This is a genomic window from Chitinophaga varians (assembly GCF_014529945.1).
Taxonomy (GTDB): Bacteria; Bacteroidota; Bacteroidia; order Chitinophagales; family Chitinophagaceae; genus Chitinophaga; species Chitinophaga varians.
Genome location: NZ_JACVFB010000003.1, coordinates 1,280,174 through 1,294,521 on the forward strand (window position 1 = coordinate 1,280,174; position 14,348 = coordinate 1,294,521).

The 14,348-nt window shown below is 50.6% G+C and carries 9 protein-coding genes; 1 reads left to right on the forward strand and 8 read right to left on the reverse strand.

Features of this window, described 5'->3' with window-relative positions; all coding sequences use genetic code 11:
• Positions 1 to 35: 35 nt before the first annotated feature.
• Complete coding sequence (locus ICL55_RS19720) at positions 36 to 962, reverse strand: FecR family protein (protein ID WP_188100355.1); 927 nt, start codon at positions 960 to 962, stop codon at positions 36 to 38.
• A 142-nt stretch (positions 963 to 1,104) separates the two neighbouring features.
• Between ICL55_RS19720 and ICL55_RS19725 the strand changes: the two genes are divergently transcribed.
• Positions 1,105 to 2,397, forward strand: a complete 1,293-nt coding sequence (locus ICL55_RS19725) for a hypothetical protein (RefSeq protein WP_188100357.1) — start codon at positions 1,105 to 1,107, stop codon at positions 2,395 to 2,397.
• Here the strand turns inward: ICL55_RS19725 and ICL55_RS19730 are convergent.
• The 7 genes from ICL55_RS19730 to ICL55_RS19760 all read right to left on the reverse strand — a co-directional run bounded on the left by ICL55_RS19730 (position 2,386) and on the right by ICL55_RS19760 (position 13,934).
• Entirely contained in the window at positions 2,386 to 2,628 is a 243-nt protein-coding gene (locus ICL55_RS19730) for a dsRNA-binding motif domain-containing protein (protein ID WP_188100359.1), read from the reverse strand. The genes ICL55_RS19725 and ICL55_RS19730 overlap by 12 nt on opposite strands.
• A gap of 54 nt (positions 2,629 to 2,682) precedes the next feature.
• Positions 2,683 to 3,834: an alginate lyase family protein gene (locus ICL55_RS19735; protein ID WP_188100362.1), complete on the reverse strand. Its 1,152-nt coding sequence runs from the start codon at positions 3,832 to 3,834 to the stop codon at positions 2,683 to 2,685.
• Positions 3,835 to 3,974: 140 nt separating this feature from the next.
• A complete protein-coding gene (locus ICL55_RS19740; RefSeq protein WP_188100364.1) occupies positions 3,975 to 5,780 on the reverse strand; it encodes a glycoside hydrolase family 36 protein in 1,806 nt (601 codons plus the stop codon).
• Positions 5,781 to 5,785: 5 nt separating this feature from the next.
• Complete coding sequence (locus tag ICL55_RS19745) at positions 5,786 to 7,648, reverse strand: alpha-L-fucosidase (RefSeq protein WP_188100366.1); 1,863 nt, start codon at positions 7,646 to 7,648, stop codon at positions 5,786 to 5,788.
• On the reverse strand, positions 7,645 to 10,173 hold the full coding sequence (locus tag ICL55_RS19750; RefSeq protein WP_188100368.1) for a glycoside hydrolase family 95 protein: 2,529 nt from the start codon (positions 10,171 to 10,173) through the stop codon (positions 7,645 to 7,647). Before ICL55_RS19750 ends, ICL55_RS19745 begins: the two co-directional genes overlap by 4 nt.
• A gap of 23 nt (positions 10,174 to 10,196) precedes the next feature.
• The gene (locus ICL55_RS19755) at positions 10,197 to 12,674 is read right to left on the reverse strand and encodes a glycoside hydrolase family 2 protein (RefSeq protein ID WP_188100371.1); all 2,478 of its coding nucleotides are present in this window, start codon (positions 12,672 to 12,674) and stop codon (positions 10,197 to 10,199) included.
• Between the two features lie 657 nt (positions 12,675 to 13,331).
• Positions 13,332 to 13,934, reverse strand: a complete 603-nt coding sequence (locus ICL55_RS19760) for a response regulator transcription factor (protein ID WP_188100372.1) — start codon at positions 13,932 to 13,934, stop codon at positions 13,332 to 13,334.
• Between the last annotated feature and the right edge of the window lie 414 nt (positions 13,935 to 14,348).

The window sequence follows — 14,348 nt, forward strand, 5'->3', positions numbered from 1 at the left end:
CCCGGCTTTCCGGCGCTAACGGCTATTTATTGCCTTTATTTAAGCGTGAGATAATAGGTGTCTACGCTGTCTTTTACCAGGTGGGCCGACAGGCTCTGTTGTAACAGCGCAATGGTCTCCTTTTCTGTTTTTTTGTTCAGGTTGATGGTGAGTTTTTTAGCACAACGGCTTTCTGCTGAAGGGGGGACCGTGATCTGAATATCATAAAAACTGCAAACGGCATCCAGTATTTCCGCTGCCGGCACATTGCGGAATGATAGCTGTTTTGTCTTCCATGCCAGCGGAGCCTGGCTGGCCAGCATTTTCCGGGCAGGCGCTTTCTGACGGTCCAATATTCCCTGCATGCTGGCACTGAGGAGCATGGTGTCCGGCCTTTTCCCCGAAACGCCGATCTGGCCACGGGTCACAAATACTTTCGCCCCTTTGGCAGACGCGTGCACATGAAAGGCGCCTGCAGCCGTTTCCAACCGATAGTCTCCGGGAACCAGCACCGTACACGCAGTATTGTCGTGGAGATCAAAAAACACATCTCCTTTGGACACCACGGCATAAACAGATCGCCGGTCACTGCTATCGAACGAAATGGCCGCGTTTTTGTTCAGTATGATATAACCTCCCGGAAGGCGTAACGAATCTATCCGGCCGGTATTGTTGACATGAGAAAACATTTTGCGGGGCACTGCTGTCTGACGGAAACATAATAGCAGTACTGCCACCACGATGAGCACCGCAGCTGCCACCCATGTTTTAACAGCATACAGAAAAGCCGGCAATGCTGTTGTTTTCACCGCAGTGGTGGCAACAACAGGTGTATTCGAAGCTGTCAGCCATGCTTCCAGCTTTTGCTCCACATAGCGGGCCTGCCCGGGGCTTTCGGCGACAAAAGCCGCGATAGCCTCCTGTAACGCCGGATCGTGCGGAGATTGGATAAAACGTATAATCAGCTCATCAATAGCTGGCATAGGTGCAAAAAATTACTGTCCTGTGGCTGGGAAACTGGTATAACCGGCAAGATACAAAAGCCGGCGCACAGAATAAATAATTAGGCCACCTCGGGAAGGTTTAATATTTTTAATACAGACAGAAATGGCAAAAACGATAGGTATGTCACCCGAAATACACTACGACCAGGACTACATTGAGGGCTTGCTGCATCATACCCCGGAAATTATTGATGATATCTACCAGCGTTTCGCCTCCAAAGAGAAACGTTTCATACTGCAGAAGAGCGGCACTGTCAAAGACGCAGCCCATATTTTTGAAGAAGCATTGATGGACATCTACTACTATGCACGGCGTCATCCGTTGCAGGTAAGTTCGTTTGAGCCCTTCCTGCAGCTGCTCTGCAAACGTATCTGGGAGCGGGAACTGGAGAAGCGCGGCCAACGCATCGCCGGTATGGAAGCGGAAGAAAACGCCGCCCTCACCCGCGATGATATGATCGATATAGAAGATGTGCTGAAAGAAGGCGAAAAAAGAAGACTCGCTTACAATCAATACCTCCAACTCAATGATTCCTGTAAGGAACTGCTGAGCTGGTCGCTCACCGACTGCCTTCAGGAAGACATTGCCGTGGCCACCAAAATACCGGTACAGGAACTACCGGCCAACAGACAAACCTGTTATCTCTCTCTGTTCAGAGATCTCGATAGCAAACTGAAATCCGGTGGTATGGCGGCAGAAGACCTTGCGGCCGCCGATCGTTTCCTCTCAGGCCAGATGCCCGACGCAGAAAAGAAACTGTTCGAAGCCCGGCTGAAAACAGATACCACCCTTAACCAGCAGGTGAGACGGTTTGAACTGTTCCGCCGGCTGCTGGCACAGCGCATCTGTAAAGACCCTTCCCGCGAAGCGATTCTGCATCAGCTGTTCTCCCGTCGCAATGCCTGGTTTGCGCCGAAAGAAAGCACGCCCACGCCTATCCGCAATACCGTTATCCTCATTGCCCTCTTCGCCGCCGGTGTTGCTATCATGCTTTATGTCAGCCCCTGGCGGAAAAACATCTACCGTCAGTTTGCTTCCACCGAAATGCTCACCCCGGACACCGACAGCCTCCGCCTACCGCGGGAAGCCATCGAAAAATTCAACCGCGGCCATTTCGGAGAAGCCATCACCATACTCGACCAGGTACTGCAACAACATCCCAATAACCTCTACGCCCGCTACTACCGGGGCGTAAGCAAGGTTGACCTGAACCAGCTGGAGCCGGCCAGGGCAGATCTGGTACAGGTATACCAACAAAGCAGCGACCTTAAATACGAAGCTGCTTTTTATATGGGACTGAGCTATCTTAAGGAAGGACACAAGCAGGAATGTCTGGACTGGCTATTGAAAATACCATCCCAGGCTCCCAATTATATCAAAGTGCAGAAGCTGATAGAAGAACTAGGCGGATAACCTATACGGATTACTACTGTAATGGATAAAGCTTTCCACTTCGTCTTTAATCAACTCATATACAGGCGCTTTTTCCTTTTTTATCTGCAACAACTGTTGCAGCACCAGAAAATAAATTTCACCTCTGCTGCAGCCATCTATCTGGGCTTTAAGAATGTCATTTTTTACCGCTTCACAACTGTTGGCATCCAGTTTCTGGTAAATAACATACAAGTCGTTCATCCAACTCATACCTCTAAAGTTTTTATTTCATAGGAACCTAAAGATATTAAAAAAAATCCTAAATCACAAATAAATCACAGGGTTACGAATAGGCAGGTTTCGCAGCACTTCTTCCACCTCAGGGTCGTGGTTTAACATCAGCCAGAGCCGGTAGTAATCGGTGTTGTTGAAAGCCGCAGCGCCAAACAACAGGAAAGGCTGGGCCACCGGCCACTCACTCCAGTACATCACATCTTTGGGATACGGCCACGTGCTTTTATCTTTTACATAAGGATACAGGAAAGCTATGCCTTTGGCCATATTGCGCTGCTCCGATGTATACCGCCACAGGTCATTCTTTTTGTCGCTGAGCAGCTGGCAGATAGTGCTCATGGCATCCAGATTAAACAACGAGTAGCCGTAAGGTTTAGTACGCCGCAGTTCCTGGGGGAAACTACCGTCTTCTGCCATCTGTGCGGGCAACAGCACCGTCTTATAGCGGTTAATACAGAAATCTGTCCATTTCTGGTTGCCGGTGAATTTTGCAAAAGCGGCCACCTGCATCACCCAGCAGGTACCATGGTTGTTTTTCGCATTCATCTCGTCTTTACCGTACGGATGCGTGGTCATCCAGGTAAGATAGGCCGTAAACCAGCTTTTAAAGGCCGCCAGGTCCGAGGGTGGTATCATCCCGGCCTTTTCCATGATCCGCAGCGCCTGCACCACTTCCAGCAGGTGGATGGTATCAATAATACCGATGCCCCTGCCGGTAGCCCTGCCTTTAATGGCCTGCGCGTAGAGCAGACCGGGATTCATCCGGGTGGCATCATCTTCAAACCAGGCACGGGCATGCACCAACGCATGTTGCAGGTACGTCTTGTCTTTAGTGGCCACATAACCCGCCGCCAGGGCGCCCATGATACGGCTGAAACGGATCATCACCTGACGGTGCTCCACAAAATTATCCGGGTTGCTTTGCCCGTCGCGCTGTACATACGGGCTGTCAGCATTCGCAGGATTAGGCCACCAATAGTCTCCTTCGGAATAAAAATCATGTTTGCCACCCGCACTACGGTCACAGCTAAACGCAGTGATCGTCAGCGGCGTTTGTTGCAGGGCCCAGGCCGCCCGCTCTATAATAGCCGGTTTGGTGTCCTGCAACACCTTTTTCAGCAGGGGCGACTGCGCTTGTGTTTGTCCCGCAAACAACAATAAAAAGAATATAACGTACCGCATAAAATAAGAAACAAAAAAAGTCACGCAAAGGCGCTAAGCAGCAAAGGCGCTAAGAAAAATAAGAAAAAATAAGAAAAGAAAGATACAAGAAAAGTATAAGCAGCAAAGGGCGGTCTTCGCTCCTTTGCTGCTTATGCTGCTTAGCGCCTTTGCGTGAGCGTGAGTGTGAATACTTTTCCGTCATGCCCGCCCACTTCCATGGTAAAACTGCCGGTATGCCTGCCATAACTTTTCCCTGTCCAGTAGTCCAGCACCTCACAAGGTTTATCCAGTTTTACGGTTAGTTTTTTGGGAGATGTCTGCCAGTTGAGAAAGATAATATTTTTTCCGGTGGGTGTGTTGACCTCCCCTACTTCGAAACTGGTATCGGTGAACGCAGCAGCTTTAGCGGTAGGAGGCACCGCTTTGCGCAGCATATTCAGACGCTCCGGGGTTATTTTGGTAAGGTCGTCACCACTGAGCAACATACCACCGGTAGCATATATCAGCGCGGCATGGAAATTAAATTCATGATCAGGCATATTGCCGGTCAACACCAGACAGTCCGGATCATTCCACCACAGACGGCCATTCTGCCAGGAGCGGTAGAGGTTTTCCCGACCCGATTTTTCAAATACCGTCCAGGTACGTTTGATATCCATGCTGCTGCGGGAACCGTGTACCAGTCCCAGCGAGGGCCACAGCGGATGGTTACAACCAAGGATAAACGCATCACGTGTGCCTTTGATAATCGCGGCCATTCCACGACGGTAAGCTTCTACCCGGGTAGCCTGCTTATCATAATAAACACCGCCATGGATAGCTCCCCAGAAATTGGCGTCCAGCTTGAAGTAGGTCACGCCCCAATCGTTGCGCATGGTACGGAACAATTGCTCAAAATGCCGCTGCACCTCCGGATGCGTACCATCCAGTACATACCATGGTTTCAGACGCCAACCGCCGAAAGTCACGAGGTCGCTGCGCAGTGGCTTTCCACTTTTGTCTTTCACCAGCCAGTCCGGATGTTGTTTAAAAATGGTGGAATTGCTGTCGCAGATAAAAGGCGCCACCCAGATAGCCGGCTCAAATCCTTTGTCACGGATGGTATGCAGCACCTGCTGCACGTTGCCGCCGAAAGAATTGCCTACTTCCAGCCAATCTCCCATATGCGGCTGATAACCGTCATCCAGCTGGATGTATTTCAGCGCGGGAATATTCGTTTTGATATAATCCAGGTTATCGTAAATATTCTGTGCAGTTACTTTCGGACCGAAACAATACCAGGAGCACCAACCGGTAGGCGGCGCCTTGAAGTCCAACCGCGGATGAAAATGATGAATGCGGTCAGCGAAGCGGTCCAGCAGGTGATTGCCGTCCTTACCGCTGAGCACCATCAGCTCTTCCAGCTTAAACTCCTTACCTGGCGCCAGCTCCAGATCTTCCAGGTCTACCACTGCCTTAATGGTATCGGCAGACAGGTAAAACTTCCCCACAAAACGGTTGCTGGACGTATATCCCAGCAACAGCTGCGCATCCTTTGCGGGATACAGGCGCAGCAGGTTGTACACCGCCAGATAGCCGTCCGGTTTGGGTATCTTATAGTGCCCTTCATCGGTATAATTACCCAGCGTTTTGGGTTCGGCCAGTGTACCGGCAGATTGCGTCAGCATCTGGAAGCCTTCCGCATAGAACGGCGTGGAGGACGCTAACACCTTACCTACAGCGCCTAACACCACTTCTTTCAGTCTAACGGGCTGGCTACCGGTATTGACTACACGAATATCGCATAGCTCTCCCGACCAGTTGCGTACTACCTTCACCGTAGTCGGCGCTACAGCGCCACCCGACTGGTAAACAGTAGTGGGACTGGCTTTCAGTGATTTTATAAACTGGTCTGTTTCTCCTGCCCTGGCCAACAGCTGGCCCAGCAGTAAACAGCCCGTCAATATCAGGGATTGTCTTTTCATAACGATCATGATTTTGGTTGCATAGTGATTTCAAATAGTTTCATTAACTCCGGCCCGCTGATCTGCGCAGGTTTAATGGTGATCTCGTATTCTCCGGCGGGCAGCCTTATTTCCTGCAGGGCCTGCGTAACGATCTCCGTTTTTTTAGCCGATTTCACTTCCGCGCTGATTACATTTTTGCCGATGCGTATCTCGTAAACATTGCCCGGAGGTTGATCCGTAGCGTATTTGATGCCAATATTAAACACGGCGTCGCGGGTAGTCCGCACTTTCCAGCTCACGTACTGGTCCATGCTTTTCCAGCCCTGTACAAAATAAGCCGCCTTTTTACCATCACCAAAGGAGAAACCTTTGCCATGTTGTGTGGCATCGAACGCCCGCAATACATTGGTGGTCCGGCGGGTATCCAGCACGCGTACGCTATCGCCCTTCATATCTTTCATTTCGAGGACGATCACGCTGTTAACACTATCCGGCGCTATTTCCGGCAGAGCGATGCTCAGGTCTTTCGGGTTCACGCGGGTTACTTTTACCGGCTGTTTGTTCGCCAACAGATAGGCATTTTCCACTTTTCCATACAGCCCGCCAACGTATAACGGACCGCCCCATTGAAATACATGGAGGTACAGTTTATTGCCTTTTCGGGTACTTTCTCCCCAGGGTTGCGCAGGCAATGGTGTGGCGGTAGTACCATAGATACTTTCGTTGTTCTGCTGCATCCAGGTGCCAATACCATGAAGAATAACAGTATCCCGCGGATCGATGGTACCATCGCCTTCGGGACCGATATTCATCAGCAGATTGCCTCCTTTGGCCGCGGCTTTGGCCATCAGGCGGATAAAGAAGCCTACCGGTTTATGACTGCTGTCATAACGGGAATAGCCGTACGATTCGTTGGTCGTGGGGATCGCTTCCCAGTCGCCGGCAACAGGATAAAACTCGGCCGGCCTGTCGGAAGTGTTTTTATAATCTCCAAAGGAGATGTTACCTGTGCGGGCCAGTCTTCCGTTCACCACCACATTTTTATCCACCGCCCGAATAGCTTGCAGGATACGGATATTCTCGCTCAGCGGCAGCTTATGCGGCGTGTCAAACCACAGGATGTCCGGATGGTATTTACGCAATAGTTCCTGTATCTGTGGAATAGATTTTTCATTGACATATTTCACTGCTTTAGGCAACAGCTCCGGATGTGCATCGTACCAGTTGCCGCCGCCATGCAGGTTTTTATCACCACCGGGATTATCATAGTCCCAGTCGTTGCCCGGCGCATCCGGATGCTCCCAGTCAAAAGCATGTGAATAATAGAAGCCGAAACGGATGCCGTATCGCTTGCAGGCGGCAGACAGCGCCGCCATCGGGTCCTGCTTAAAAGACGACTGGCCGATGCTGTAATCGCCGATAGCAGTGGGATACATGGCCACGCCATCATGGTGTTTGGCGGTGATGATCAGATAACGCATGCCGGCGTCACGGATCATTTTCACCCAGGTATCGGCATCGAAGTGTTCCGGATTAAAATGCTGTATCAGTTTTTGTGCATACTCCTGACGATTGATTTTCTCTTTCCGCATCAGGTGTTCGGCGTAGCCCTCCACTTTTTTACCGTTCCATTCGCCGCCTGGCACAGAATATACGCCCCAGTGAATAAAGCACCCAAAACGTGCTTCCCGCCACCAGGCGATGCGCTCATCGTGGTTCTTCATGGAGGCAGTCCACCACCCGTTGACAGCCGAATCGATGGCCGCTTTATCACGACTGGCAGCTTTCTGGGCAAGGATGCCATCATCATCGCCTTTTACCTGCGCCAGGGTAGTAGCAGATATAACGCCAACGGCTATACTTAATATCGTCTTTTTAAAACTCATCGTATGTCATAGGTTTTACCGGCCGCGGTGGGCACGTCGTATTCATACACCTGTTTCAGTGACAACTCCGCCAGCTTGGAGGCATCTTTCACTTCCGTCTTTACCGGTATGGGCAAGGGGTAAAAAGGATTGGTATTGATGCCAGAGGCCTGCTTTGCCGCAACACCATTGATCTGTACCGGTTTGCTGGTGCGTATGCGCAGGTTGCCGCCCAGCGCAGAACGGACTATGGCGTGCATGAGCTGACCGTTTTTCCATTCCATGTCTACTTCAAAGCCGCCACGTGCTTTTAAACCTTTCACGCTGCCGGAGGGCCATGCGTCAGGCAGAGCGGGCAGCAGATGTATTACGCCGTCATGGCTCTGCAGCAACATTTCGGTGATACCGGAAGTAACGCCGAAGTTGCCGTCTATCTGAAACGGCGGATGGGCATCGAACAGGTTGGGATAAGAACCGCCGCTATTATCGGCTACGCTCACTTCCTGTCCACCGGCGAGGAATAGTTGTTTATTCAGCATCGTATAGGCGTGGTTGCCATCTTCCAGGCGTGCCCACCAGTTGATCTTCCATGATTTGGACCATCCGGTGCCCCCATCGCCGCGCAGCAGCAGGCTGCGTTTAGCCGCTGCTGCGAGTACCGCATCCCGACGAGGGTTGATGAAGTTGCCCGGAAAGAGGCCATACACGTGAGATACGTGCCGGTGAGTATCTTTCGGGTCGTCCCAGTCTTTATACCACTCTTGCAGTTGACCATATTGCCCGGCATGAAATGGATAAATGTCTTTCATTCTGTCTTTTATCCTGGCCACCAGGTCTGCATCCTTACCCAGCACTGTGGCAGCGCGCATGGTATTGGTAAACAGATCGTGGATGATGGATAAATCCATGGTGGAAGCGATGCTCACAGAGCCTTCCCTTTTGCCATCTATAAGGAAATTGTTTTCGGGCGTAGTGGAAGGATTGGTTACCCACTGACCATTTTCGTTTTTAACGAGCCAGTCGAGCATAAATTCGGCAGCGCCTTTCAGGTCGGGATACATCTGCGCCAGCTGTTGTTTATCACCGGTAAACAGATAATGTTCCCAGAGATGGCGGCTCAGCCACGCTCCGCCCATTGGCCATATCGCCCACTTGGGATTGCCGTTGGGATCGCTGAAATCAAGGCCACCGGCCGGGTTGGTCATCGCCCATATATCGGTGTTATGATGGGCTGTCCAACCGGAAGCGCCGTAATTAACGGCAGCGGTTACACGTCCACGTTTAGCCATTTTATGGATGAAGTCAAACAATGGCTGGCCGCATTCCGACAGGTTCGCCGTTTCGGACGGCCAGTAGTTCATTTCTGTATTGATATTGATCGTGTAGTTGGAACCCCATGGCGGCTGCATCTCTTTGTTCCACAAGCCTTGCAGGGAGAGCGCCGGGCCTCCCTTGCGGGAGCCTGCGATCATGAGATAACGACCGTATTGATATAACAAGGTGGTCAGCTGCGGGTCGCGGTTGCCGCCGGCCGTGGTATAGGCTTTCAGCCGTTCATCAGTAGGCAGTTGTTCACCACCGTCCGTACCAAGGTTGAGCATTACTTTACCGAACAGCCGTTGATAATCTGCCAGGTGCGTATTCAGCAGCGCAGCATACGAAACGCCCTGTGCTTTCTTCAGCGCGGCCGCTGCTGCTACCGCAGGATCGCCGGCCCAGTCTTCCGGGCTTTTATAGCTGGTACCGATAGACACCAGCAGCAGGGCTTCGGTAGCACCGCTAACATTGATACCGGTAGTATCAGTCGTTATTTTTCCGCCGTCAGTGCGGGCATCCATATGCACTTCATAGCGGATGCCTTTATCGCCATAAACGATTTGTTTCGCTTCGTAAGGGCGGGAGGCCACATATTCCGGGCAACGGCCTTTCATCACGAGGTAGTGGTGATTGAGCGCTTTGTTCGTATGGGGCATCGGGTTAGCGAAGCTGGTGTGGAAACGCAACATCCCCGGTTTACTGGCGGTGTAGCGGACAACCAGCAGCTGTGCGGGATAGCTGGAGAATACTTCCCGTGTGTATTGCACGCCATCAGCGGTGTAGGAAACTTTGTTGACGCCGCGGTTAAGGTCTAGCTCACGACGATAATTATCCGCCTGCTGCGGCACATCATTTTCAATAAAAAGGCTGCCCAGTGTGATGTAACGCGCGCTGTAGGTCCCCATCATTTTTTTGGCCAGCTTATCAGCTTCTTTGTATTTGCCTTCGTTGAGCAGTTGCCGCATCTGTGGCAGTGTTTCTTTGGCAAGCGGGTTATCACCATTGCGCGGCGTGCCGGACCAAAGGAAACCTTCGTTGAGCTGCAGTTCTTCTTTTTGTACGCCACCGAAGACCATGGCGCCAATGCGGCCGTTGCCCACGGGCAGGGCTTCTACCCATTGCCGGGCAGGTTGTTTATACCAGAGCTTCAGCAGGGAATCGGGCGGGGTAGCAGCATGGGCTTGCCACGAAAAAATCAGCAGCCCTATTCCGGAAAAAATTTTTTTCATGAGCACATCGTGTTTGAATACAGTTAATAGGTAATGGTAGTGATGCCGGTGGTCATTCCTTTAGCAGTGGCCGCCACTACAGCAGTGCCGGCGTTATGAGCGGTACGCAGAAAAATACAGCCCTGACCGTTAGCCAGCTGTACTTTACGGGAGCCGCTGGCAGTGCCCTGGTCGATGATCAGCTCACCATCTCCTGCCAATGAGAAAGTGATTTCGTTAGCCGCGTCGAGGCACAACACCCCTTTTTCATCTACCGCTTTTACGCGCACCTTACGGAGATTATTGCCGGTAATGGATTTGTCTTCCTCCAGTATCAGCCTCACCGGTTTGGACCAGACAGCCGTCTGGTATTGCCAGCTCACTTCGTCAGTGATGCTCTCTTTTCCCTGACGGGCCACTACTTTTATCTGGTTGGCGCCCGTTTGTAACGGCACCTGCCAGCGCAGGCCTGCTGCGGGAAAATCCTGACTGTTGCGTTTTCTGACACCAGCGCTGTTGCCATTCACAAACAGTTCTGCTTCTGCGCAATTGGAATACACGCGTATTTCTTTGGTTTCTCCTTCCCTGCCCCAGCGGACCGGCCATCCGTGGCCATAGATATGCGCCATCGGTGCTTTGGTCCAGTACGACTGGAACACGTAGTATATTTCTTTAGGGGTGAGGTCACGGGCTACAATACCTTTCTGATTTACATAAGGCACAGGATTTTCCGGTCGCAGTGGTGTGGAAAAATCTTTAAATACCCAGTAAGCTGTACCCGTCAGCTGTGGCATGGTCTCTTGTTCTTTCAGGTGCCAGTCCACGAGGTTCACCGCATAGGATTCAGACCAGTCGCCATCTTTAGAGGCCCTGGCATTGCCGCCGGTGAGTGCGAAATCACCGGTGCGTTCATCAGCGCCTTTGCCGGTAGCGATTTGTTTAATGAACTGTTCCGGCTCTTCCGCAAAGCGGCCCTGGTGACTATCGGCGCCCCATTCCGCATGGAAAAAATGTGGCACACGGGCTATTTCTTTCAGGCTTTCAGATTTGTATTCCGTATAGCGGCCGCGGTACCAGCCGGCCCAGATAGAGGGCGAGTACACGTCTACGATATCCTTACAGAAGTCGCAACGCCGGATAGTGGTTTTGCGGGTACTGTCCTGCTGATGCGCCATGGTATTCAGTTCCGACATGAACGCGCGGATTTTCTCTTTATCGAATTCCGGGAAATCGCCGGGCCAGTCGTTTTCATTGCCCAGTCCCCAGAGGATCACCGCCGGATGGTTACGGTGCTGGCTGATCATATTGGTCAGCATCCGGCGCGCCTGTTCTTTGTAGGTATCACCACCGAGACCACCCCTGCACCAGGGAATTTCTTCCCATACGAGGATGCCGAGACTGTCGCACAATTGCAACACGATGCGGGATTGCTGATAGTGCCCGAGACGGATGAAATTGGCGCCCATGCTTTTAATGAGCAGCATTTCTTTCCGGATCATGTCTTCGGTCATGGCGGCGGCAACGCCGGCGTGGTCTTCATGACGATGGGTACCTTGCAGCAGCAGCCTTTTACCGTTGAGCAGGAAAGGCCCGTGGTCTACAAATTCAAAGTGACGGAAGCCGGTATGATCTTTCCATTCGGTGGTACCGACAGGAGTCATGAGGCGGGCTTCCACCGTATAGAGGCGGGGTTGGTCGGGAGACCATAACATGGTTTTTTTCAGGGAGATGCCTGCCAGTTGTTGCTCACCGGCTTGTATATCGATGTCCTGCCGGATTTCTTTCACCACTTTATTTTGTGGATCGAGTACCCGTAATTCCAGGGTGCCGCGACTGATGTGGCCGGGGTTACGGAAAACAGCGTGGACGGTCAATGTTCCATTGCTACCGGCAGCATCTGTCACGGCCTGTATATGCAGCGTTTCAAACGATAACGCCGGCGCATATACGAGATTGACATAGCGGTACAATCCACCGTACACATTAAAGTCCGACATGTTGGAGGGAATCATTTCCAGGTCGCGGGTATTATCACAACGGATGGATACCGGCACTTTTCCTTTGAAGCGTTTGGCTTCCGGCGATTGCAGGAACTGCCGCACCGCTTCGGTGATATCAGCCGTCCATTCATCGTAGCCGCCGGTATGGGCGGCTACTTTGGTGGTGTATATATATACCGCGGTTTTTTGCCCGGCGCCTTCAAAGTGGAGCAGTGTACGGCCATCGGTATAGGGATTTTTAATGTCCAGCAGGGAACGGTACCAGCCGGGCCCTTCGTAGTAGTTTTCTTCCGGGCTCACCGCGTCTGTAGCGTTGAAGCAGTGTGGCAGGCTTACCGGTTGCCACAGGGGTACCGACTCCGGGCTGCCTTCTGCAGCGGGTCTTACCGCTTCCCAGATACCGCCGAGGTCTCCACGGAGATATTCCCAGTGTTGGGTGAGGCGGGTTGATTGTTGCGCCTGACAAAAGTAACTGCCTGCCAACAGGCACCCTAACAGCCACCAAAATCCTGTTCTTTTCATATGTCGTTGTTGGTCAAAAATTGTTGGACAAAAGCAACGCCGCTACCGCCATTATCATGGCGGTTCATTGTATCACGGTGTTCCCAAAGCGATCCTGAATCTGGTTGTTGACACTATTTCCCGGCTGCTGTTTTTTCTCTCATAACGTGTTTGGCAGCAGGCCTAAAATAGAATAGTGAAAGTTATGCAAACGGTTGCATAACTTTCACTATTATTTTGTCTTTTATCGGTATTTTTTTAAACCGTGCTGCCCATTGATACGGCCGAATCGCCTATGGGCGGAGATCAGCAGTCATCGGACACACTGATGGCGACCAAAATGGACTACCGATACAGGCACTGCCATCCCCGGCCATAACATAGCCGGGCGGTACCTGCCCGTAAGCCTTTTCACTTGTTCAGTGATGAATTCCCATGGTCATCCGTGCAGGCAAAAATTTATCCTGTCGGCGTAAGCGCGCAGGCTGTCCGTTTTGTCACATGGTTGTTGACACATGTCTTTCATTGAAAAGGATTAGGTTGCCCGTATGTGGCTATGTACTTCGCCAGCATACCAGGTTGGCATTAACATCGGTTTCCATTGAGGGCTTCAGGCACAGGCGCCAGAATTACACCAGTTGTTCTTTCGTGGCACAGGTCATCATTAACCGAAAAAGTTTACACCAGCCTTTCTTTCATGGCTTTCACAATGGCATTGGAACGGGAATTCACGTCAAGTTTGCGGTAGATGTTCATGATATGCGATCGCACTGTTCCCACACTGATGTGACAGTGTTCGGCAATCTGTTTATAGGTATCACCATTTACCAGGCAACGCAGGATTTCTTTTTCACGGGGTGATAACCCATAGGGATCATGACTATTTCCGCGTTCTTTCCGGAAAAACGCCAACACCTTGTTCACTGCCACCATATTAGATTGCAGCGCGGTTTCGTAGACTTGCGATATGAACTCTGTCAGGGATACAGGCGGGATGTGGTCTACCGCCAACCCCTCCTCGCGGACAGGCATCTCTGTCAGGGATTTACCTTTCTCATTTAAAGTCAGCAAAATCACATTTATATCGGGATACGCAGCTTTTACAATACTGGCAGCCTCTATCGCAGTCAATCCAGGTATCTCTATATCCATAAAAACAAGGTTACAGATATCTTTAGCTAATTGTTGTAACATATTCGTTGATTCGCTATGCAATGCCGCCACTTCATAAACCTCCCCTTCTACTAAATGACCAGCATTTATAGGCCCCACTTTTTTCATATTATTCCTTTTGGGTTATGTATATTTCGTATGAAAATCTTCCATTTTTAACTGTAAGTCTGGAAGCTGGTATGGCTGAATATTTTGCATAATGGAAAGTTCACACGGTTTCCATACCCCAAACAAATTTGAAACAATTACTATCAGTAGTCAATCGGATACGTATATGGTTTTTCAATAAATATTAATATACAATTTGTTCAATATTAGAGTAAAAACTAACTACTAACGTGGTATAAATCAATAAATTAAGGATTAACTGAATTACAATCAACTAGTTTTCAGCTTTTTGAAAGCCGGCTATTTTTGCAATTCTAACAAATTATATTTAATCATATATATTATATTTTAACCATTTCTGCGCGTTTTTCTACTTCCTTATTTATTTTTTCAAATTCGGTTTTCCAACATAGG

What these genes read in the sequence shown, in the direction of transcription:
- ICL55_RS19750 (WP_188100368.1), bottom strand. Translation starts at nt 10,173, where the DNA reads ATGAAAAAAATTTTTTCCGGAATAGGGCTGCTGATTTTTTCGTGGCAA.
- ICL55_RS19730 (WP_188100359.1), bottom strand. Translation starts at nt 2,628, where the DNA reads ATGAGTTGGATGAACGACTTGTATGTTATTTACCAGAAACTGGATGCC.
- ICL55_RS19745 (WP_188100366.1), bottom strand. Translation starts at nt 7,648, where the DNA reads ATGAGTTTTAAAAAGACGATATTAAGTATAGCCGTTGGCGTTATATCT.
- ICL55_RS19760 (WP_188100372.1), bottom strand. Translation starts at nt 13,934, where the DNA reads ATGAAAAAAGTGGGGCCTATAAATGCTGGTCATTTAGTAGAAGGGGAG.
- ICL55_RS19740 (WP_188100364.1), bottom strand. Translation starts at nt 5,780, where the DNA reads ATGAAAAGACAATCCCTGATATTGACGGGCTGTTTACTGCTGGGCCAG.
- ICL55_RS19725 (WP_188100357.1), top strand. Translation starts at nt 1,105, where the DNA reads ATGTCACCCGAAATACACTACGACCAGGACTACATTGAGGGCTTGCTG.
- ICL55_RS19755 (WP_188100371.1), bottom strand. Translation starts at nt 12,674, where the DNA reads ATGAAAAGAACAGGATTTTGGTGGCTGTTAGGGTGCCTGTTGGCAGGC.
- ICL55_RS19735 (WP_188100362.1), bottom strand. Translation starts at nt 3,834, where the DNA reads ATGCGGTACGTTATATTCTTTTTATTGTTGTTTGCGGGACAAACACAA.
- ICL55_RS19720 (WP_188100355.1), bottom strand. Translation starts at nt 962, where the DNA reads ATGCCAGCTATTGATGAGCTGATTATACGTTTTATCCAATCTCCGCAC.